The following is a 22,422-nucleotide window of genomic DNA, read 5'->3' as shown; positions in this document are numbered from 1 at the left end:
TAAAAAGGAATGGTGATTGTAATGAGAATGGTAGATATTATTGCGAAAAAACGTGACGGCAAAGAATTAACGACTGAAGAAATCAAATTCTTTATTAATGGATATACAGACGGAAGTATTCCTGATTATCAAGTGAGTGCACTTGCAATGGCAATCTTCTTTAAAGATATGACAGATCGCGAACGTGCAGATTTAACGATGGCGATGGTGGAGTCTGGAGAAACGATCGACTTATCAGCAATTGAAGGAATTAAAGTAGACAAACATTCAACTGGTGGTGTTGGTGATACAACAACATTAGTATTAGGACCATTAGTGGCTGCTTTAGATGTACCAGTAGCAAAAATGTCTGGTCGTGGTTTAGGACATACGGGTGGAACAATTGATAAATTAGAAGCGGTAGAAGGATTCCACGTTGAAATTACGAAAGAGCAGTTTATTGATATTGTAAACCGTGACAAAGTAGCTGTTATTGGACAAACAGGAAACTTAACACCTGCAGATAAAAAGATTTATGCATTACGCGATGTAACAGGGACAGTAAACTCAATTCCTTTAATCGCAAGTTCAATTATGAGTAAAAAAATTGCAGCTGGTGCTGACGCAATCGTACTTGATGTAAAAACAGGTGCTGGCGCATTTATGAAAACAGAAGAAGATGCAAAAGAATTAGCACATGCAATGGTACGTATCGGAAATAATGTAGGACGTCAAACAATGGCTGTTATTTCAGATATGTCACAACCGCTTGGTTTTGCGATTGGTAACGCTCTAGAAGTGAAAGAAGCGATTGATACGTTAAAAGGTGAAGGTCCAGAAGATTTAACGGAATTAGTACTTGTATTAGGTAGCCAAATGGTCGTACTTGCGAAAAAAGCAAATACATTAGAAGAAGCTCGTGAAATGCTAATTGAAGTTATGAAAAACGGAAAAGCAACTGAGAAGTTTAAAGAGTTCTTAAGCAATCAAGGCGGAGATAGCTCAATTGTAGACAATCCAGAAAAAATGCCACAGGCGAAGTATGTAATTGATGTACCAGCAAAAGCTTCAGGTGTTATTTCTAACATTGTTGCAGATGAAATCGGTATCGCAGCTATGTTACTAGGTGCTGGCCGTGCGACAAAAGAAGATGAAATTGATTTAGCAGTAGGATTAATGTTACGTAAAAAAGTTGGCGATGCAGTAAAAGAAGGCGAGCCATTCGTAACAATCTATGCGAACCGTGAAAATGTAGAAGATGTAAAAGCTAAAATTTATGAGAACATTTCTATCGCCGAAACAGCAGTTGCCCCTAAATTAGTTCATACAGTTATTACTGACTAATCATAATTACGTTTACTTTGAGGAGGAAATAATATGAATAAGAAAAAATATATCGAAGAAGCAAATAAGATGTTATCAAAAGCATATATTCCGTATTCGAAATTTCCTGTTGGTGCAGCGTTAGTTACGAAAGAAGGTAAAATCTATACTGGTTGTAATATAGAAAATGCTTCTTATGGTTTATGTAACTGTGCAGAAAGAACAGCAATCTTTAAAGCAGTATCAGAAGGTGAGCGCGATTTTAGTTACTTAGTTATTACAGGCGAAACAGACGGACCGATTTCACCATGTGGTGCTTGTAGACAAGTGATTGCTGAATTCTGTGAACCGAAAATGCCAGTTTTACTAACGAATGTAAAAGGCGATGAAAAAGAAGTGACTGTAGAGCAGTTACTGCCTGGTGCCTTTTCAATTGAAGACTTAAAATAAATTAAAAGGTCATTCCACAATTAATAGTTGTGGAATGGCCTTTTTTATTTTCAATAATAGAATGTAATATTTTGTTCATATTCCGTTCATAAACTTTGCGTAAAATGATTGCAGCGAATATAGAAAGTTTACAGCAGGAGGAATAGAATGAAGAAATTATATAATGCAGCATTCATTTACTTAATTATCGGTTTATTATCAGGAGTATTTGCAAGAGAGTATTCGAAAGCACAAGGGATTAAAGGATCCACAATGTTGCAATTAGTGCATACACACGTATTAGTGCTCGGCTTCGTCTTCTTTTTAATTGCTTTAGCTTTATGTAAAGTATTTCATGTCCATGAAACAAAGAGTTTTCATGCATGGTTTGTTGTTTATAATGTAGGAGTAATTTTTACTGTCGCTACAATGCTATGGAGAGGGCTTCTACAAGTAAATGGAACTGACTTTAATGGTTTAAGCCATATGGCTGGATTAGGTCATGTTATTATAAGTATCGGGCTCGTTTGGTTTATGATTTTGCTTAAAAAGTCTTTTAAATAGATAGGAGTGGATAGTATGATAGCACTTTTATCAAGTATTGTAGCAGTTTGTATGGCTGTTGGTATCATGTTTCTTCGCTTTAAAGCAGCGAAAAAACCGGTAACGAAAAAGAAAATTATATTACCGCCAATTTTTATGAGTACTGGTGCAATGATGTACTTCTTACCGGAGTTTCGATTAACATCGTTAGAAATAGTAGAGGCGATTAGTATAGGACTTATTTTCTCTATATTTCTTATTAAAACAACTAAGTTTGAAATAAGAAACGAACATATATATATGAAACCGTCAAAAGCATTCATAGTTATTTTAGTAGGCTTATTGGCTGTACGAGTAGCGTTAAAATCGTATTTAAGTCAATCAATTGATTTAGCAGAGTTAAGCGGAATGTTTTTCTTACTTGCATTTGCAATGATTGTATCGTGGAGAATTGCGATGTATCGCTCGTTTACTAAATTAGAAAAGACAATAAAAAGAGCTGGAATTTCTAAATAGGAATTCCGGCTCTTTTTATGTTTTATACGATTGTTTTTTTAGCTTTGATTTCATTTGCTTAATTTTAAACGTATTTGAGCATCTTGTAATGCGGCTGGTGTAACGTTAAGACCATGTTGATCAACAATTTTTGTGTTTAATAAAATGGAATCTAAACTTCCACGAAATGTTTTTGTATAGTTTTGACGCAACATTTGTTGTTCTTGTTTTTCATCAACTGTTAATCCAGATGCTTTTTCTTTTTTTGATAATTCGTTAATACGGAATAAAATGTTTTTCATTTTGTTCACCTCTTACTTTAAATTAAATTAGTTACTTACTAATTTATAGTTATTTTAACTTTTTTATATGAATATGTCAAGAAGGGTAAAAGAAAAGTAGACACCCGTATTACAGTAAGTAGGTGTCTACAAGGAAAATATAAACCTTAGCTTAATCCATGTAAGTGACTAACAAGTTCTGATGTTTTAGAGAAGAATGGAGAATGATCAGCTTCCAAAGTAATTATTTTCGTGCAAGGAGTTTCTGTATTCATTCGGCGCTGAAAATCAATGGGAATCGCTCTATCTAGAGTCGTTTCGATATAAATACGATCTATAGTTCCGAAGTTCTCTGCAGATATTTTTATCTCTTGCTGGAATGGACCTAGTGGTTGAGGACGCATTTGTTTGAAAGAAGATTCTTTAATAGCTGCATTTTCTGTAGCATTTAAAAATGTTTGTTCAGTCAACTCTGGTATAAGTTCTGCAGTCATGTCATTCTCATTAATTGAGAATTGTGGACCAGCTTCACCATCTAATTTACTACCAAGACTTTCTCCGTTTTGTGGTAAGAATGCACAAAGATATACTAATTTATCGATTTTATTTGGTATAAGTTCAGCTGTTTGCGTGATTACAATTCCACCCATACTATGTCCAACAAGAATAACTTTTTCATTTTGTTGATCTATAGTAGCTGTTACTGCATCAACATAGGAATCTAACGTTACATTTTGGGAGGGAGTCATATCTTTTCCGCTTCCAGGTAAATCTAGTGTAACAACTGTGTGACCTAAAGCCTCAAGCTGAGGTTTTACTAATTCCCATGCCCATTCACCTTGCCAGGCTCCATGTATTAAAATGTAAGTACTCATTTAATCAACACTCCTCTAATGTTTATATGCCTTATTTTTTCGTAATATTGATGGTGTATACTTAGTGTATAGGAAGTGGTTTGATAAATATAATGAAGGTTATTTATAGATGATATAAATATCTTTTATATAAGGAGAACAGAATGAACGTTTTTGATTTTAAAGTTTTTAAAAATGTGGCTCGGTTGAACAGCATTAGTTTAGCAGCGAAAGAATTACATATGACACAGCCGGCTATAACTCATATCATAAACAAATTAGAGAAACGATATGCTTTAACTTTATTTGATCGCTCTAGACAAGGAACGATGTTAACTGAAAATGGAAAAGAATTTTTAGTTTGTGTAGATCGACTTCTAATGGAGTATGAAAATCTTGAAGAAACAGCTTTACAATTGAAAAATAAAAGCTTGTATAAGATTGTACTAGCTACATATCCTTCCGTTACTGTATATTGTTTGGCAGAGTGTATCGAATTAGGTAATTTTGATCAAAGTCAGTATGTACTTGCAGTTCGAGAGGGAAGTTATCAAGAAGTGTTAGATTGGTTGTCTTCTGGAAGTGCAGATTTTTCTATTTCTATAAAAGAAAACTTAATTCCAGGATTTCATTATGATGTCATTGGTGAAGATCCGTATGTTATAGTTTCTTCAAAGTCTGTTCCACCTAACCTTACTAGTAAAGAATTGAAAAATTATCCTTTTATTATGCCGCTTTCTGGTTGCAAAGAAGTGCTTGAACCATATTTGATGAAAAATGAAATAGTAGTTAATAAAGTGATGGAATCAGAAACAATTAGTTCAGCATTAGCACTTGCTTTACAAGTTAACGGTATAACAATTGTTCCAGTATCAGGACTACATAAGCAAATTATTCATGACTTCATCGTGCAACCGATAGAAATTAAAATTCCAAGGCAACTAATTATGCAATGGTCACCTAAAAAAGAGAATGATCCGCTGTTTCTAGCATTTATTAAAAATTTACTAAATCAACTACAACAAAAGAAAAAATGATACAAAAGGTAAGCTCATTTCACTGAAGCTTACCTTTTGTATGTATTACCAATATAGAGCAGTATCATAAAGTCCGATTAAAATAAGGAGAACACCAGTTATACTTTGAATGTTTTTTCCTATTTTTCGACTCTTTTTAAGTAGTGCCCCATTTAATCCAAGGTAGGAGATGATGAACAGTAATATAACGATAGGGAGAGCGGTTCCTATCGAAAAGAATGTCGGAAACAAGTAACCATAATTATATGAGAAAGATAAAGGGATTAACGTTCCGAAAAATAGAACGAACATAGTCGGACAGAAAGCTAAGGAAAAGAAGAATCCAAGTAAAAATGAGCCAACTTCATTTTGTTTTCTTATAAATTTGATCGAGAAGAAATTTCTGCTCTTTATAATACCTGCCAACATTAGCCCCATTAAAATTAATAAAGGTCCGATCATTTTCCTTAACCACGGGAAATACAAAGTTAATATTTGCTGAATCTCTTTTCCTAAGACCCATACTAATAGTCCAAGCGTTGTAAAAGCTATTATTTTTCCTGAAATGAATAACAATATATGTTTCCATGCATGTCCCTTTTGTAAAGATTGATTGCCATAAAGTGTAATAGCACTAATGTTTCCTGTTAATTGGCAAGGAGCAAGGGTACCTACTACGCCTAATAAAAACGCAAATAAAAGAGGTACTGATTTCGTAGCATTCGCGACATCCATTAAAGGAGACATGAGTTGATAGCTCCATTCACTAATTGTTGAAAACACGTTATATTCACCTTTCTAATTAAATTGGAATGCTCCCTCTTTAGTAATCTGCTTCCACGTTTTACCCTCATCTGTAGAAAGGAACACATTTGCTTTCAGTGTAGCAAATACTATTTCAGCTGAATTTTGAGGGTTTTGTGATATGTACATAATTGCATCTTTAGCATCTAAAGATGGAGTTTGTATATTTGTCTCTTCATTTGTAGCAATTGATTTCTTCGTTATGATTTGTTTATTGATAGGGGCGTAAATAACATCTTCATTACTTAATGTAACTGCTGTCGATTCAAGTGATGTAGATAATAGTTCAAATGTATTTCCGTAATCTGTAGATAAGTAAACACCGTCTTTAGCACTTACCGCGACTACACTAGCTTGATCCGGATGTACGGAAAAGGAATGAATCGTACTCGAAAGACCTTTTAACTTACTATTTTTCCAATCTTGTCCGTTGTTTGTACTGAAATAAAAACCTTGTTGTAATTTAGAATTTGGACGCTCATTGTATAAATAAATTGCTTCCGTATTGTATCCGACAGCAAGGTTATGAAAATCAGATTCTCCATAAAATGCTAGCTTTTCAAGGGTATTACCGCCATCAGAGCTTTTCATTAACCCTAAAGGATTTTTTAAATTTGCACCTGGTTCAGGATGTCCGCTGGCAAAAAATCCATTTTTCGTTGCCTGAAAGCCCATATAATCGTGTAGCTGTGTAGTAGTCTCAAACCATTTTCCATTTTGATAAGCTTTTATACCACTATGAGTTGCGATAGAAATACCCGGCATATTTCCTGCATAGCCAATTCCGTGAATGTGCGCGATTTTTCCGGATGTAATTTCTTTATAGAAGTTGGATGGTACTGCAGTTGCAGTTTCTTTATTTTTCGGTTGAGATTGAACCGTTTCTTTTTTCACTGGTGCTGTTTCGGCGTTGCTAGAACATCCTGAAATTATGAATAAAGAAGTAATTGCTAATCCTTTTGCTACATAATGCTTCAAATTTGTAGGCTCCTTTCCTATATATGAGATTTTAAGTATATGGAATAAATGTCAAGAAATTGTGGAGTGTTATGCATAATTAAGCTTGAAAGGGGCCCTAATAATGAAAATTTTCCTTTCTCTATGAGTACTATTAATTGACGAAAAATTATAACAATAATAGAATGAATTGTATTGGATAATTAGATTTACAAGCATACATAGAACGCTAGGGGGATTATTATGAAATCAACATTTTTTGCTCAAAATAGAGAACGATTAGTAAACACATTACCAGATGAATCTATTACTATTTTATTTGCTGGACAAGCACCTCACATGTCAGCGGATGCACATTATAAATTTGTGCCAAATCGAAATTTTTACTATGTAACAGGAATCGATGAACCGAATGTTATTTTCATGTTGAAGAAGTTTGGAAATAGTGTTGAAGAAACACTTTTCATTGAAAAGTCAGATCCAGTAATGGAAAAATGGGTCGGTAAAACAGTTTCTAACGAGGAAGCAGAGAAAATTTCAGGTATAAAGAAAGTTGTATATTTAGATAGCTTTGAAAAGACAATGTCAAATATACTTTTTACAGAAAATGTGAAGCATCTATATTTAGATTTAGAGCGTCGTGAGTGGAATGGGATGGAGACAAAAACGCTAGCGTTTGCTAAACATGTAAGAGAACAGTATCCACACGTTTTAATTGGTAATGTATATCCGAATATTTGTGAATTACGAGTGTTTAAAACAGAAGAAGAAATTGAAATCATTAAAGAGGCAATTGCTGTAACGAAAGAGGGTATTTACAACGTACTTAAGCATGCAAAAGCAGACATGATGGAGTATGAATTAGAGGCTCAGTTTGATTTCACACTGAAATCATCTGGCATTAAGCATCATGCGTTCAATACAATTTTGGCAAGTGGGAAAAATGCTACAGTTCTTCATTATGAAGATAATGATGCACAAATTCAAAATGGTGATTTAGTATTACTAGATTTAGGCGCTCAAAAAGACTACTATAACGCTGATATTAGTTATACATTCCCGGCAAATGGAACATTCTCTAGTCGCCAAAAACAAATGTATAATATTGTATTAAAAGCATTGAAAGAAACAACGAAACTCATTAAGCCAGGAGTAAAATTTGCTGCATTAAATGAGCATACAAAAAAGGTACTAGCAGAAGAGTGTAAAGAAATTGGTTTAATTCAAGAAGACGAGGAACTATCTAAATACTATTATCATGGTGTTAGCCATTTCCTTGGTTTAGATACGCATGATGTAGGAACATATAAAGAGAGAGTATTAGAAGAAGGCATGGTTATTACAATTGAACCTGGTCTTTATATTGAAGAAGAATCAATCGGCATTCGTATTGAAGATGATATTCTTGTAACGAAAGACGGACATGAAAACTTGTCAAAAGATATCATTAGAGAAGTTGAAGAGATTGAAGCGTTTATGAGTAAACATAATGTAAATGTAAAAGAAGACGAAGTTGTTACGAAATAATCATTAGTAGAGGCGCTCAATTTTGGGCGTCTTTTTATTTAGCTCATTGCACATCTCCATATTTTCTTGAAAATCATTTTTTATAATGATTTTGAAAAAGAAAAAGGAGGGGTTTTCTATGAAGCGATTTGTATTAACAGCAGTTACAGTCTCTATCATATCTTTAATTGCTGCATGTTCTGCGACCACAAATACAACAAATGAACATAAAAATATGAGCGATAAAAAAACACCACAGACTGAAACAGCTACAAAACCATTGAAGGTTGAAAAAGGACCAGAAGTTACTTTAATAGCGAAAGAAGAAAAGCAAAAATTAAGTAACGGTGTTATTGTTCCAGTCTGGACATTTAATGGCTCATCTCCAGGTCCAGAAATTCGGGTAAAAAAAGGCGAAAAGGTGAAAGTAACATTGAAAAATGAATTATCTGCACCAGTATCTATTCATTGGCATGGATATCCTGTCCCAAATCACATGGATGGAATTCCAGGCGTGACGCAAGATGCGGTTGAACCAGAGAAAAGTTTCACCTACGAATTTGAAGCGAACGTACCAGGAACGTATTGGTATCACTCACATCAAGATTCTGTAAATCAATTAGATAGAGGATTATATGGTTCTCTCGTTGTAGAAGATACAAATGAAAAGTATGATAAAGATTACACATTAATGTTAGATGAATGGATAACAGATAAAGAAGAGATTAATAAACAGTTAAAAGAAATGACAAAAGGGCAAAAAGGTAATAAATCTAAGGATAATGAAAATACGAAAAAGAATGATGATATGAACGGCATGGATCATTCTGGTATGGACATAAAGAGTGATAAAAAAGACTCTAGTAATATGGGAGGAATGGACCATGGAAATATGAAGATGGAAGGTCATGATATGAGTATGTATGACTTATTCACAATCAATGGTAAAAGTGAGGATTTAGTAGAGCCATTAAAAGTGAATAAGGGAGATAAAGTTCGTCTTCGACTCGTTAATGCTGGTTATCTATCACATGATATACATGTTCATGGTCATGATATAAAAGTAATTGCGACAGATGGTCAACCAATTAACGATCCAATAGTTATAAAGGATCAAGTAATTTCAATTGCACCAGGTGAACGTTATGATGTTGAATTTACTGCTAACAATCTTGGGAAATGGTATGTGGAAGACCATTCAGCAAATAAAGGTGTAAAAGGAATGAAAGCTGTTATTAAATATGATGGCAGCAAAGAGATGAAAGATAAAGCAAACGAAAAAGAAAAATTACCGAAATTAGATATGACGAAATACGGTGCTAAAAAATTAGGTAGTTTCACGTTAAATCAGCGGTATACTGCCACATATAATATGGATTTAAATACGCAAATGAATGGAAATGAAATGGTATATACAATTAACGGAAAGGTATTTCCGAATATTGACCCAATTCCAGTAAAAAAGGGTGATTTAGTAAAAGTAAAATTGGTAAATCGTTCTAAAATGGACAATCATCCAATGCATTTACATGGTCACTTCTTCCAGGTGTTGAGTAAAGATGGAAAATTGATAGAAGGTTCTCCAATTGTGAAGGATACTTTGAATCTAAAACCAGGTGAAGAATATGAAGTAGCCTTTGCAGCAGACAATCCGGGTGATTGGATGTTCCACTGTCATGATTTACACCATGCTTCCGCGGGGATGGTAACAGAAGTGAAATATACAGATTATAAATCTGACTATGTTCCCAACCCAAACATTCCTAATAAGCCAGAATAATATGAAGCAGTTACCCTTTGGATAGCTGCTTATTCATTTTCGGTGCAAGAGTCAATGTATATGTTGATCATGCCCGGGTGAAGGTGAAGGAGTATGATCGGGGAATGTTATGAATACCGAAACAATGATTACCACGCTAATTGAAAGCAATAACAAAAAACGCCGCTGAATAAAAGTAGAAAAGGTTTCTGATAAAAGTTGAATTATACATGACATAGTTATTGTTATAGTAAGTAAAAGGCTAATGAATAGTATACTATGAGCTTGTTGAGCGTTTAACATTTCTGTAATCATTGCTCCCATCATACTTGCCATTACCCCAGAGAACATTCCTTCTAAAGCAGTATACAGGTGAAAACGTAGACCGACTAAAAAGCCGATAAATCCACTAATCAAAATAGCAAGCAAAGTAGAATATAGTAATTCCCCTTTAAATAGAATACCTAAATAAAAACCTATACTTAAACCGATACTCATACTAAAAGACATAATAAATACCATATACTCCATTAGGGTACCCTCACGTTTAGAAATATATGATGTAATAATAATCGAGATACAACAAAGTGTTAAGGCAGTTAATGTATAAGCAAACATCATGATACCTCCCTGTCCTATCGTTCACTTCATCATATGTTCATATGGAGAGTACTTATGCTTATTTATATCTGCATATTATCTGCACAATTTAATAAATGTAAGTAAGTAGGTGCTTAATTTTTTGAGCATCTTTTTTATTTGTGAGCATGAGAAAGAAATTGTTATATAACGAGTTTCTATTGTGAAGCCATCAAGAATAAGCGTATAATATTATAGTTATCCCATTACTGGGAGTAACCCGTGAATGATAAATAAGATTGTTCTTTTATCATCGCCTCTAAACAGATAGACAATGAAAGTAACACTGGAATACAGATAGGGAGTTATAAAATGAAATTAATTATTGCCGAGAAACCAGATCAAGGTTTGGCTCTTGTTTCACAATTTAAATATCGCCGGAAAGATGGATATTTAGAAGTAGAAGCGAATGAGTTATTTCCAAATGGAGCGTACTGTACATGGGCAATTGGTCATTTGACGCAGTTATGTAATCCAGAGCACTATCACGCAGAGTGGAAAAAATGGTCACTTAATACGTTACCGATGATTCCAGAGCGTTTTCAATTTGAAGTAACAAAGTCGAAGTATAAACAGTTTAACGTTGTGAAACAGCTGTTACATAATCCGCAGGTAACAGAAATTATTCACGCGGGCGATGCCGGGCGTGAAGGGGAATTAATCGTACGAAACATTATTAATCTTTGCAACGTACAAAAGCCGATGAAGCGTCTTTGGATTTCATCTTTAACGAAGCAAGCTATTTACCAAGGGTTTAAAAACTTGCTTGATGAATCAGATACAATCAATACGTACTATGAGGCGTATACAAGGTCATGTGCGGATTGGGTCGTTGGTATGAATGCATCGCGTGTCTTTAGTATTTTGCTAAAGAAAAAAGGAATGAATGATGTATTTTCAGCTGGTCGTGTACAAACACCGACACTCGCATTAATTGTAAAGCGTGAAAAAGAAATAGAGAACTTTAAGTCAGAGCCATTTTGGGAAGTGTTCGCAACCTTTAATATGGAAGGAAAGAAGTATGAGGGGAAATGGGAGAAGGATAGTGAATCCCGCTTAAAGGACCCTGATATGGCAAATAAAATTGCGGCATTTTGCCAAGGGAAACCAGCTGTAGTAAAAGAAATGAAAACGGAGCGTAAAGAGTTTCAGCCGCCGTTTTTATTTAATTTATCAGCACTGCAAGCGACAGCTAATAAAGCTTTTAAATTTTCACCGAAAAAGACGCTTGATATAACACAAGCACTATATCAAAAAGGGATAGTTTCTTATCCTCGTTCAGATTCTAACTATGTTACACAAGGAGAAGCAGCGACGTTCCCTGATATTTTACAGAAGTTAAGTCAGTTTGATGAATATAAAAATTTATTACCGGCTCCGGTTGAATCGATTATGAATAATAAGCGTTATGTGAATGAAAAGAAAGTAACAGATCACTACGCAATTATACCGACAGAGCAAGTTACAAATCCAAGTAGATTATCAGGTGATGAAAAGAAAATTTACGATATGATCGTAAGAAGACTGATTGCGGCGCATTATGAAGTAGCAATCTTTGACTATACAACGATTGTAACGCTTGTAGATGAACGTGCTGAATTTATTTCAAAAGGAAAACAGCAAATTCAAGAAGGATGGCGTAAAGTTATTTTCCAAGACGATAAAGATGACGAAACAATTCTTCCAATTGTAGCTGAAGGTGAAGAAGGAAAAGTTGTAAAGGTAAAAGTAAAAGAAGGAAAAACACAGCCACCGAAGCGTTATACTGAAGGACAACTTATTACGTTAATGAAAACGGCCGGTAAGTATTTAGAGAATGAAGAGTTAGAGAAAGTATTAAAGAAAACAGAAGGTTTAGGTACTGAGGCAACGCGTGCAGGTATTATTACGATGCTGAAAGACCGTAAATATATAGATGTGCAGAAGAACCAAGTGTACGCAACCGATAAAGGAAAAGTATTAATTACCGCAATCGGAGACAAAATACTAGCTTCACCAGAAATGACAGCGAAATGGGAGCAGCGCCTTGCGGAAATTGGTGAAGGTACCGCTTCTCCCGCTACATTTATGGAACAAACGAAAAAGCTATCAGCTAAAATTATTGAAGATGCAGTGGAAATGTCTGAGAAATGGGATTTCACTGGACTACATGTTGAATCGATTGAACGAAAAGGATCGAAATTTACAACAGGTAAAAAGGTTGGTAGCTGTAAAAAATGTGATGGCGATGTGATTGATAAGTCAACGTTTTACGGTTGTTCTAATTACAACACGACACAATGTGATTTTACCATCTCGAAGAAAATATTAAGCAAAACAATTTCGCAAAAGAATATGACAAAGCTTTTAAAAGGTGAGAAGACCGATTTAATTAAAGGCTTTAAAAAGGGCGAGAAAACATTTGATGCGAAGTTAGAGTGGAAAGATAATAAGATTAATTTTGTGTTTGAGAATTAAGTGGCTTTAGCAAATACAAGGTTTTGTAAAAGGTTAGATTTAAAAAATATGGATAGAAAAGAGAGAGCATGACAACTTTATGTCATGCTTTTTTATTTTGTAATTACAGGATTTTGTGTGCTAACAATAAAAAATATTTGAAAAGATAGTATTAAATAGGATGTTTATAGTATCTTTATCATTTCTTTTATATAAAGGAAAAATAAGCAATTAAGAGCACAACTGAAAGTATTTTATACTGATGTATGTGAAAATATGCAATAAAAATATTATCTAAAACAATAAAATTTTATTGTAAAACGATAAAATTTATATTAAAATCAAAAACAGAGTAAATAAGTGTGGTGCTTTTTATAGAAAAGGTAACAACGTTATTTTTAAAATTAGAGGAGGTATAAATATGGACATTAACAATGTGATTATTGAAAATATGGATAACCCTCATGAGTTGGAGAGAATGTATAGAAAAGATCCGAAATCTTTTAAAAAGTCATTCTCACAAGCATGGGCCCAAAACCCTGATTCTCAGGTTCTAGGTGCTTGGTATGAAAGGTTGCATTTCAAGGAGACGGCAAATAAAGAAAAAAAATCGTTGTTTCAAAAAGGTTTCTTATTCATGGGCATGCTAGCTATTCTAGCTGGGCTAAGTACCAGAATCATTTTCCACTTTGTCGAGCAGGAAGCAATCGCTCCAATTAACCTAGCTTTTGGTGTAATTCCTTTTATTGCTGCTTATTTTATTTACAATAATACGCCGAAAAAAAGTATTATTTATTTCCTTGCAGCGTTGTTCTTAATTGCCGGGTTGTATCTTAATATGTTGCCATTAAATTATAAAGACAGCAGTATCCTTGCGTATTTACATCTTCCTATATTGTTATGGGTCTTAGTAGGACTTGCGTTTACGGGAAATGAATATTCAAAAGGCAGTACAAGATTAGCTTATATTAAATTTAATTTAGAATATTGTCTTCTCTACGCGAGCATGGCAGTGAGTGGAATGATACTAGCAGTATTCACTATGCGATTATTTAGCTTTGTTGACTTGGATATAGGAGAATTCTATTTTAGTAATGTTGTTTTATTTGGAGCTGCCGCTCTCGCTGTAGTGGCTGCATATTTAGTATCAATGAATCTTAAACTTGCTAAAAATATTACACCATACATATCTAAAATTTTTAGTCCGCTCGTCCTGATCACATTGTTGATCTATCTTATAACGGTTATATGGGTTGGGAAAAATCCGTTCTTGGACCGCAATTTCCTAATGGCCTTCAACGGAATACTCCTTGGTGTATTGGCTGTTACTATATTTTCTATCGTTGAGAGTGACTCAGACGAGAAAAAGAACATTTCAGATTATATAAATTGTGCCCTAATTGTTTTGGCGCTTATTATTGACACTGTGGCATTATCAGCTATCGTATTCAGACTTTCTTCTTACGGTATTACACCTAATAGACTTGCTGTTTTAGGCGTAAACATACTGATTTGGGCAAATCTCATTTGGATTATGTTTTCCTATATGCGTTTTCTACAAAACAAATCAGGACCGAGAGCTATCCAAGATGCCGTCACGAAGTATTTGCCAATCTACGGACTTTGGGCAGCTTTCGTTATATTTACGTTTCCTTTAATTTTTAATTAGAAAGGCTTTATTAACGTAACGACAAAATTGTTAAAAGAGGATGATAGATGTCATCTTCTTTTAACTGTATAGAAAAACATATTGAAATTATTTTGATGTAAAATATAATGAATTTAGATAATTAAATAAGAAACTTCTTATTAAGAGAGGTGGAGGGACTGGCCCTTCGAAGCCTCAGCAACCTAATGTTAAATAAAGGTGCTAAATCCTGTAGGGTCTAAAAGTCCTAATAGATAAGAAAATGGGTATAAGTAAACCTTCTTCTTATTTTGAAGAAGGTTTTTTGTCATATAAATGGAGAATTAGAAAGGTGGTGATACAGAAGCGAAAGAATTAAAGAAAATATAGAAGAAGAAACCGGAGGGCGTAGTGAATAATCAAGTTGGAAGTTTAAAAGAGGATAGCACTAGTGATAGTATTTGGAGCAATAAAGTTTTTTCGTATTTTTTCTTAGCAAGTTGTATTTCTTTGATAGGCAATTCAATGGTTACGCTCGTTTTACCGTTATGGGTAATGAAATTAACGAATTCTCCAATACTTGTTTCTGGGGTAAACATTGCAATAGCAACGACGGCAATTCTGTTTGCACCTGTAACAGGAACGTTAGCAGATCGAATGTCGCGAAGAAAGCTTATGATAATTGCGGATGTTATGAGATGTATCGTTATGATTTTAATTGCAGTTATAGCATTTTACAATAAAATGCTATACATTCCGTTACTACTTTTACTTATTATACGTTCGATGGGGAGTGCCTTATTTACACCAGCTTCAAATGCAGCATTAGTAACATATGTGGAAGAAAAGCATGTTCAACAGGCGATTACACTGAGGCAAATATCAATACAAATCATATCGGTTGCCATTCCTTTAATGGCGAGTTTTTTAATTAGTATTTTTAGTTTTCATGGAGTATTTGTATTAGATTCACTCACATTCTTTATATCTTTTTTAATTTTAATGAACATCAAATTTCCACGTGAGTTGAAAATAGAAAAGAAAAAGCCTTTTTACGAAGACTTTAAAGAGGGCTTCTCCATATTTAATAGTAATCAATCATTGAAAACATTGCTTATGAGCGCTGTGGTTATTAATTTACTTGGAGCGGCGTGTATGCTTTCACTACAAGTAATAGTTGTTAGAGAAATGGACCTTTCTACGGGATGGTATAGTATAGTTTTTGCGGCATCACCGATAGGGATTTTAATAGGAGCATTTATTACTAAAAAGATTCGTACATATAAAACGATTACGACTGCTTTTATATGTACTGCTATTATGGGGATTTTTAATGCTGCAATGGGTACGACGTTAAATCCGGTATTATTTTCAGTTTATTATTTTTTATCAGGAATTGCATTTGGAGTGAGTAATGTATATTTTGGAGTACTGTATAGAAAATTAATTCCAAATGAAGTGCAAGGGAGATTTTTTGGTTTTTTAAATTCATTATTATTGGTATCAACTCCAGTTGGAATTGCAATAACAGGGTATTCATTAGAGTCAATTTCAGCTTCTATTCTATTTATTATAATTGGTATTATTACGTTTTTAGTTTCAGTTATTTCGTTTGTGATGATAAATAAGAAATAAGTGTTGTATGAAATTTTTCAAAAACAAAAAACGTCCCATAACAGGACGTTTTTTATTATGTATATTGTTGTTTTCTCTTAATAAGCAACAACACTTGTGAAACACAAGCAAGTACTGGCAGTTCAATCAACGGTCCAATAACTAACGCGAGAGCGATAAGAGGTTCGTCTGGAAAAGCGGTCACAGCAATAGCGAGTGCAACAGGTGAGTTTCTTGCTAAAGTTGTTAAGTTTAGACTTACTGTATCTTTATAAGATAAACGCATCATGCGTCCGATAAATTGTCCGAGTACAAAATTAATGATGAAGAACAATAGAACAGGAATGAGTAATAATAAAACGACTTTCATATTTTGTAGTAAATATTTTCCTTGTGATGCAAACATCGCTACTATTGCTAAACTTAAAAATACAATTTGGGCAGAGCTGAAAAACGGAATGAGTTTATTCTCGAGTGTTTCAGCTTTTTTCATTTTATTCATAATGAATTTTGTAGCGTGTGCAAGTAAAAATGGTAAGACGATTACGATAACAATACTTTCTACTAAAACAGAAACTGCTACAGTCTTCATAACACCAGCAAATAAAAATAAATAAATGGGAAGGAGTAGTACTTGCAAAATTAAATTTACCGGTAAAATCGCTGTAGAAAGTGCTACATTACCTTTCGCTATTTCAGTAAAGATTAAGTACCAATCTGTACATGGAGTAACCATTAACATAATAAATCCAACCCAAAGTGCTGGATGATCGGAAAGAAATAGTGCTCCTAATCCCCAAGCGAGGAGAGGTGTCCATACAAAATTAATAGTAAGGCTCGTTCCAGCAAATTTTAAATTACGAAATCCATTTTTTATTTCTTTTAAAGGGATGCTGAGGAATAATCCATATAGCATGAAAAATAAGAAGGGAACAATAAATTTGTCTGAATACATATGTATGACATTAAATTGTCCAAGTATGATGCCGCATGTAACAGCAAAAAGAATAATAAAAGTTTGAATCTTTTCTATAGTGCTCATGAATAAATCCTTTCTAAATATGAATTTTCCTCTCTAAGTTTATTATACAAGTAATAAAGTCGTATTTGGTGTTCAATTGTATTTTAGTTAATATTTTTAATTCGAGATTTAAATTAATATTAAAAGTTACTTGACTAAAGTAAGTGGCTATATTACAATCACTTACATAAGGTAATTAAATAACAAAAAGTTTTGATTAGCTTTATTTAAGGTATCAATTGGAACTTTTTATTAGAATAAGAATTTTTATGATGATGAATAATGAATATGATAAGAAAGTTTAGGTGAAGAAAGTGGGATTATTTAGCTCGTTATTTGGTAAAAAAGAAGAAAATACAAAAGTAGAGGGGAATAAAAAAATGTCAAAAGTATTATTTGTAAAAGCAAACGATCGTCCAGCGGAGCAAGCAGTTAGTTCAAAAATGTATGAAACATTTGTAAGTACTTATAAAGAAGCAAATCCGAATACAGAAATTACAGAGTTAGATTTATTTGCATTAGATCTTCCTTATTACGGAAATATTGCTATTTCAGGTGGATACAAACGTAGCCAAGGTATGGAGTTAACAGCTGAAGAAGAGAAGGCAGTTGCTACAGTAGATCAATATTTAAATCAGTTTTTAGAAGCGGATAAAGTTGTATTTGCGTTCCCATTATGGAACTTTACAGTACCAGCACCATTAATCACATATATTTCATACTTATCTCAAGCTGGAAAAACGTTTAAATATACAGCTAATGGTCCAGAAGGTTTAGTTGGTGGTAAGAAAGTAGTTGTGTTAGGTGCTCGTGGTTCAGATTACTCTTCAGAACAAATGGTTCCAATGGAAATGGCAGTTAATTACGTAACAACTGTACTTGGATTCTGGGGGATTACAAATCCAGAGACGGTTGTAATTGAAGGACACAATCAATATCCAGATCGCTCACAACAAATTGTTGAAGAAGGTTTAGAAAACGTTAAAAAAGTAGCTGCGAAATTTTAATTTATGATAGTAAATGGAAAAACCAACATGGATGACCATGTTGGTTTTTTAGTCTATTTTCTATGTTAAAAAATGTATATTTATAAAATAAAAGAAAAGTTTGAAAATAGTATTGCAAAATATTATATAGCAAACTATAATGAGTTCAAGAATAGTTGATACTTAAATTAAATATTCAGAAAATTCAATTAGTTAAAATTGGAAAATGAGATAAGGAAATTTGAATGGAGGTTATATTATGACGAATAAAGTACCGTTTTCGTTCATAGTAGTTATTGGTTTAATGTTATTTGCACTATTTTTTGGAGCAGGAAATTTAATTTTCCCGGCAATGCTTGGTCAATCGGCAGGAGAAAATGTATGGATTGCTAACGCTGGATTTTTAGTAACTGGTGTTGGATTACCATTACTAGGTGTACTAGCATTTGGTTTTTCAGGTAAAGATGATTTACAGTCATTAGCAAGTCGTGCTCACCCAGTGTTCGGGATTGTGTTTACAACAGTTTTATACTTAGCGATCGGTCCGTTATTTGCAATACCGAGAACAGGAAATGTATCTTATGAAATTGGTCTTAAGCCGTTTATGCCAGAGGGAGTAGGTTCTACACCTTTAATTCTTTTCACAATTATATTCTTTAGCATCACTTGTTTTTTTTCGCTAAATCCTGCGAAAATTGTCGATATTGTTGGAAAAATCTTAACGCCAATTAAGTTAACTTTCATCGGTATTTTAGTAATCGTTGCTTTTATACATCCGATTGGAGATATGCAAGCACCGGTAGAAGCTTATACATCACATGCATTCTTTAAAGGATTCCAAGAAGGATACTTAACAATGGACACGCTCGCATCATTCGTATTCGGAATCATCATCATTAATGCAATTAAAGAAAAAGGTGCGAAAACGAAAACACAAATTATGGTCGTTTGTGCAAAAGCGACAATCATTGCAGCATCTATTTTAGCAATTATCTATACAGCTCTTTCTTATATGGGTGCTTCAAGTGTTGCGAAGCTTGGACATTTAGAGAACGGTGGAGAAGTATTAGCGAAAGTTTCTAACTACTATTTTGGATCATATGGCGGAGTATTATTAGGATTAATGATTACAGTAGCGTGTTTAACAACTAGTGTGGGACTTGTATCAGCATGTTCTTCATTCTTCCATAAGTTATTCCCAAATGTTCCTTACAAAGCAATTGCAATCACGCTATGTGTATTTAGTGCAATTGTTGCAAACGTAGGATTAACACAATTAATTGCAGTTTCTGTTCCAGTATTAACAGCAATTTATCCACTAGCAATCGTATTGATTTTCTTAACATTCTTCCATTCATTATTCAAAGGACGAGCTGAAGTTTATCAAGTGAGTTTAATCGTAACATTTATCATCAGCTTATTTGATGGATTAAGTGCAGCTGGAGTTAACATTGAAGTAGTGGGCCAAGTATTCACTAAAATCCTACCGATGCAGGAAGTAGGATTGGGCTGGATCTTCCCAGCGATTATCGGTAGTTTTATCGGATATGGCATTAGCGTTTTAAAAGCAAAAAATCAAGTTCAACCAGCAGCAAATACAAATAAGAAAATTGGTTAAATAAAAAAGTTATAGAATTTTTGATTCTATAACTTTTTTTGTTACTATTAATAATGAGAAAAAATAAAGTAGTAGGGGAAATAAAATGAAAAAAACAATTGATCATATCGGCATCGCAGTTCGAGATATAGATAGTACGATACGTTTTTATGAAAAGGTGTTGTTAGGCACTTTAATAGATCGTTACGTAAGTGAAGCACCTGGTGTTGAAAGCGAAGTAGCCATTCTTGAAGTGGATGGAGATAGAATCGAATTACTTGCACCGACAAATAACACCACTTCACCAATTGCCCGATTTATAAAACAAAAAGGTAAGGGTGTTCATCACGTTGCGTATCGTGTCGATGATTTAGATGTAGCTTTAGAAGAGTTAAAAGAACAAGGTATTCGAACGTTAGAGCATACACTTCGAATTAATAAACACGGCAGAAGATTAATATATCTTAACCCAGCGGATACAGAGGGAACAATCATTGAATATTGTGATTATCCGGAAGAGAAGTAAAGAGACTTTATTATTGAAGAAGGGTATTACGTAATAACGTAATACCTTTTTTATTTATGTATTTCACACTTTCTTCACAAATGATTCACGATAACTTTTCTTCTTCAAGAACTTACATAAATATATTTTATGATATAATAACAATCGACTTTAAAAATGTAAGTTGTATCCGTGAAGGTAGTTACTATTATATTAGAAGTTTAGAGGTGAGAGAGAAATAAAGAGTTATACTGTATAGAAGTTTATATTTAATCAGGTTAATATTTCTTCAAGTAATCGACTTGAGAAGTAGATGTAATGAAAATAGAGCAATGAGGAAGAAAGAAGTGAAATGAGTGTGAAAGTAATGAGAAGGTTAGGGGCATGGTTATTAATTGCATGCGTGCTTATTATATTGATGCCGAAAAGTGCATCTGCTCATGCGTACATTGTGAAATCAAATCCTGCTGAAAATGAAACGTTGAAGAAAGCACCAGCTGTTGTAAAAATTGAATTCGATGAGGATATACAAGTTTCACATTTTAATACATTGTTTGTAAGAGATACCTCAGGTACAAGAGTAGATTTAAAAGATGCTCATATTGATAAAAGAAATAAAAAACTATTAGAAGCTGGATTAAAAGATAATCTCAAAAACGGTCTCTACTCTATTCAGTGGAAAGTGATTTCTGCTGATGGGCATCCCATTCAAGGAGTTATTCCGTTCCGCATTGGGGCAGTAGAAGCTGGAACAGAAGATATACAAGTAGAAGAGATGGGTTATGTCCCGCAAATTGATATGATTATGGAACGTGGAATTCTATATACAAGTTTCTCACTATTTATAGGAGTGCTATTCTTTAACCTTATTATATATAAAGGAAATGCAACCTCGGTTCGATCAAGGAGTAAGAACATAATATGGATCTCCTTATTTGGGATATTTATTAGCTTGTTATTCAATTTACCATTGCAAGCGAAAATAAATGCTGATGTTTCATGGCTAGAAGCATTCGATCCTTTACTATTAAAAGAAACATTACAGCTTTCTGTTTTTAGTTACGTATGGCTCACTCAAATGACTCTTATTAGTTTGCTTATAATCGTTACGTATTTTGCGATGAAGCGTGAGAAGTTGTCGTCGTTTAAGGTATGGAGCATTCCAATAGTATTGTTTATCGGGATACTTGTTATGAAAGCCTTTAATAGTCATGCATATGGTTTAAAGTTTAAAGAAATTGCTGTCGTTATGGATTTTCTACATTTATTTGCAGCTTCATTATGGATGGGCGGTCTATCATCCATTATTCTTCTTTTACATAAAGAGGAAGACAAGTGGAATATGTATTGGGATATGATTAAGCGTTTTTCACCTTGGGCAACAGGTGCTGTCATCGTGATTTTAATAACAGGTCTTTTTAACAGTACATTTTTTATTCCAACAATCCACTCGTTATTTGATACGAAGTATGGATTAGCTTTATTAGCAAAGATAATTTTATTCATTTTCATGGGGATATTGGGAATTATTCATTATGTGAAAGGAAAAATGAGAGCGGAGCAAGGATTAGGCGCTACGGTGAAAGTAGAGTTTATCATTGGAATTATCATTTTCGTAATCGTAGCTTTTATGACAAACGTACAAACACCACCGATGCCTCCTACTGGACCTTTTACAGAGAGTAAACAATTAGATAATGGATATGAACTTACGCTAAATGTAAGTCCTAATAAAGTAGGGCAAAATATATTCCATATTACTTTAAAGGATGAGAACGGACAACCTGTTACTGATATGGAGCAAATTATATTAACGACTCAATCGTTAGATATGAATATGGGAAAAGGATCATTTAAAGTTTCGGCAGTTTCACCGGGAGAATATGAAGCGGAAGGTATGTATATTAACATGACAGGCAACTGGAATATACAGGTACATGGATTAACAAAATCACTTGATAGCTTCGATACTGATTATAAATTTATTGTAGGTGGCAGATAAAGTGAAACTTTAATCAGTAGGGGTATCCCCCACTGTTTAATAGCCCGCA

Annotated in this window: 20 protein-coding genes and 1 riboswitch; of the genes, 14 read left to right on the top strand and 6 right to left on the bottom strand. The window is 33.7% G+C overall.

The window, feature by feature from the left end; genetic code table 11:
- The first annotated feature begins 21 nt into the window (after positions 1 to 21).
- From QCI44_RS18895 to QCI44_RS18880, 4 genes are all read left to right on the top strand, one after another.
- Positions 22 to 1,323 carry a pyrimidine-nucleoside phosphorylase gene (locus QCI44_RS18895; RefSeq protein WP_002108542.1) on the top strand — a complete coding sequence of 434 codons (1,302 nt, stop codon included), beginning with the start codon at positions 22 to 24 and terminating at the stop codon, positions 1,321 to 1,323.
- Between the two features lie 33 nt (positions 1,324 to 1,356).
- Positions 1,357 to 1,752, top strand: coding sequence for a cytidine deaminase (locus tag QCI44_RS18890; RefSeq protein WP_016088363.1), 396 nt, complete (start codon positions 1,357 to 1,359; stop codon positions 1,750 to 1,752).
- Between the two features lie 147 nt (positions 1,753 to 1,899).
- On the top strand, positions 1,900 to 2,295 hold the full coding sequence (locus tag QCI44_RS18885) for a DUF2871 domain-containing protein (RefSeq protein ID WP_016088360.1): 396 nt from the start codon (positions 1,900 to 1,902) through the stop codon (positions 2,293 to 2,295).
- A 15-nt stretch (positions 2,296 to 2,310) separates the two neighbouring features.
- Positions 2,311 to 2,790, top strand: coding sequence for a CcdC family protein (locus QCI44_RS18880; RefSeq protein WP_016088359.1), 480 nt, complete (start codon positions 2,311 to 2,313; stop codon positions 2,788 to 2,790).
- Between the two features lie 50 nt (positions 2,791 to 2,840).
- On the opposite strand, the gene QCI44_RS18875 is transcribed toward QCI44_RS18880, so the two are convergent.
- Both QCI44_RS18875 and QCI44_RS18870 read right to left on the bottom strand, forming a co-directional pair.
- Positions 2,841 to 3,071 carry a DUF896 domain-containing protein gene (locus QCI44_RS18875; protein WP_000789775.1) on the bottom strand — a complete coding sequence of 77 codons (231 nt, stop codon included), beginning with the start codon at positions 3,069 to 3,071 and terminating at the stop codon, positions 2,841 to 2,843.
- Between the two features lie 146 nt (positions 3,072 to 3,217).
- On the bottom strand, positions 3,218 to 3,925 hold the full coding sequence (locus QCI44_RS18870; RefSeq protein ID WP_016134167.1) for an alpha/beta fold hydrolase: 708 nt from the start codon (positions 3,923 to 3,925) through the stop codon (positions 3,218 to 3,220).
- 143 nt (positions 3,926 to 4,068) lie between these two features.
- Between QCI44_RS18870 and QCI44_RS18865 the strand changes: the two genes are divergently transcribed.
- Positions 4,069 to 4,941, top strand: a complete 873-nt coding sequence (locus QCI44_RS18865) for a LysR family transcriptional regulator (protein WP_016134168.1) — start codon at positions 4,069 to 4,071, stop codon at positions 4,939 to 4,941.
- Between the two features lie 45 nt (positions 4,942 to 4,986).
- On the opposite strand, the gene QCI44_RS18860 is transcribed toward QCI44_RS18865, so the two are convergent.
- Both QCI44_RS18860 and QCI44_RS18855 read right to left on the bottom strand, forming a co-directional pair.
- Positions 4,987 to 5,703 carry an urease accessory protein UreH domain-containing protein gene (locus QCI44_RS18860; protein ID WP_229188525.1) on the bottom strand — a complete coding sequence of 239 codons (717 nt, stop codon included), beginning with the start codon at positions 5,701 to 5,703 and terminating at the stop codon, positions 4,987 to 4,989.
- 15 nt (positions 5,704 to 5,718) lie between these two features.
- Positions 5,719 to 6,702 carry a F510_1955 family glycosylhydrolase gene (locus QCI44_RS18855; RefSeq protein WP_016134170.1) on the bottom strand — a complete coding sequence of 328 codons (984 nt, stop codon included), beginning with the start codon at positions 6,700 to 6,702 and terminating at the stop codon, positions 5,719 to 5,721.
- A gap of 222 nt (positions 6,703 to 6,924) precedes the next feature.
- Here QCI44_RS18855 and QCI44_RS18850 point away from each other — a divergent pair, with 222 nt between their 5' ends.
- Both QCI44_RS18850 and QCI44_RS18845 read left to right on the top strand, forming a co-directional pair.
- Positions 6,925 to 8,208 (top strand): aminopeptidase P family protein, encoded by a 1,284-nt coding sequence (locus tag QCI44_RS18850; RefSeq protein ID WP_016088354.1) that lies wholly within the window; start codon positions 6,925 to 6,927, stop codon positions 8,206 to 8,208.
- A gap of 118 nt (positions 8,209 to 8,326) precedes the next feature.
- Positions 8,327 to 9,967, top strand: coding sequence for a multicopper oxidase family protein (locus QCI44_RS18845; RefSeq protein WP_016134171.1), 1,641 nt, complete (start codon positions 8,327 to 8,329; stop codon positions 9,965 to 9,967).
- Positions 9,968 to 10,018: 51 nt separating this feature from the next.
- On the opposite strand, the gene QCI44_RS18840 is transcribed toward QCI44_RS18845, so the two are convergent.
- On the bottom strand, positions 10,019 to 10,564 hold the full coding sequence (locus QCI44_RS18840) for a hypothetical protein (protein ID WP_016134172.1): 546 nt from the start codon (positions 10,562 to 10,564) through the stop codon (positions 10,019 to 10,021).
- 333 nt (positions 10,565 to 10,897) lie between these two features.
- Between QCI44_RS18840 and topB the strand changes: the two genes are divergently transcribed.
- The 3 genes from topB to QCI44_RS18825 all read left to right on the top strand — a co-directional run bounded on the left by topB (position 10,898) and on the right by QCI44_RS18825 (position 16,283).
- The gene (topB, locus tag QCI44_RS18835) at positions 10,898 to 13,042 is read left to right on the top strand and encodes a DNA topoisomerase III (protein WP_016134173.1); all 2,145 of its coding nucleotides are present in this window, start codon (positions 10,898 to 10,900) and stop codon (positions 13,040 to 13,042) included.
- Between the two features lie 400 nt (positions 13,043 to 13,442).
- Complete coding sequence (locus QCI44_RS18830; protein ID WP_016088350.1) at positions 13,443 to 14,690, top strand: DUF4153 domain-containing protein; 1,248 nt, start codon at positions 13,443 to 13,445, stop codon at positions 14,688 to 14,690.
- Between the two features lie 134 nt (positions 14,691 to 14,824).
- Positions 14,825 to 14,930: riboswitch (SAM riboswitch) on the top strand.
- Between the two features lie 129 nt (positions 14,931 to 15,059).
- Positions 15,060 to 16,283, top strand: a complete 1,224-nt coding sequence (locus QCI44_RS18825) for an MFS transporter (RefSeq protein ID WP_016088349.1) — start codon at positions 15,060 to 15,062, stop codon at positions 16,281 to 16,283.
- A 55-nt stretch (positions 16,284 to 16,338) separates the two neighbouring features.
- Here QCI44_RS18825 and QCI44_RS18820 read toward each other — a convergent pair whose 3' ends face one another.
- Positions 16,339 to 17,304 carry an arsenic resistance protein gene (locus QCI44_RS18820; protein WP_016088348.1) on the bottom strand — a complete coding sequence of 322 codons (966 nt, stop codon included), beginning with the start codon at positions 17,302 to 17,304 and terminating at the stop codon, positions 16,339 to 16,341.
- Positions 17,305 to 17,597: 293 nt separating this feature from the next.
- Here QCI44_RS18820 and QCI44_RS18815 point away from each other — a divergent pair, with 293 nt between their 5' ends.
- From QCI44_RS18815 to QCI44_RS18800, 4 genes are all read left to right on the top strand, one after another.
- Positions 17,598 to 18,290, top strand: a complete 693-nt coding sequence (locus tag QCI44_RS18815) for an FMN-dependent NADH-azoreductase (protein WP_353811401.1) — start codon at positions 17,598 to 17,600, stop codon at positions 18,288 to 18,290.
- Between the two features lie 238 nt (positions 18,291 to 18,528).
- Positions 18,529 to 19,887, top strand: a complete 1,359-nt coding sequence (brnQ, locus tag QCI44_RS18810; protein WP_016088346.1) for a branched-chain amino acid transport system II carrier protein — start codon at positions 18,529 to 18,531, stop codon at positions 19,885 to 19,887.
- Between the two features lie 85 nt (positions 19,888 to 19,972).
- Positions 19,973 to 20,392 (top strand): VOC family protein, encoded by a 420-nt coding sequence (locus QCI44_RS18805; RefSeq protein WP_000750833.1) that lies wholly within the window; start codon positions 19,973 to 19,975, stop codon positions 20,390 to 20,392.
- A 331-nt stretch (positions 20,393 to 20,723) separates the two neighbouring features.
- The gene (locus QCI44_RS18800; RefSeq protein ID WP_016134174.1) at positions 20,724 to 22,373 is read left to right on the top strand and encodes a copper resistance CopC/CopD family protein; all 1,650 of its coding nucleotides are present in this window, start codon (positions 20,724 to 20,726) and stop codon (positions 22,371 to 22,373) included.
- Positions 22,374 to 22,422 lie beyond the last annotated feature (49 nt).

The organism is Bacillus cereus group sp. RP37 (assembly GCF_040459695.1).
Taxonomy (GTDB): domain Bacteria; phylum Bacillota; class Bacilli; order Bacillales; family Bacillaceae_G; genus Bacillus_A.
Note: the sequence above shows the minus strand (reverse complement) of the source record. Positions and strands in the feature narration are given on the sequence as shown.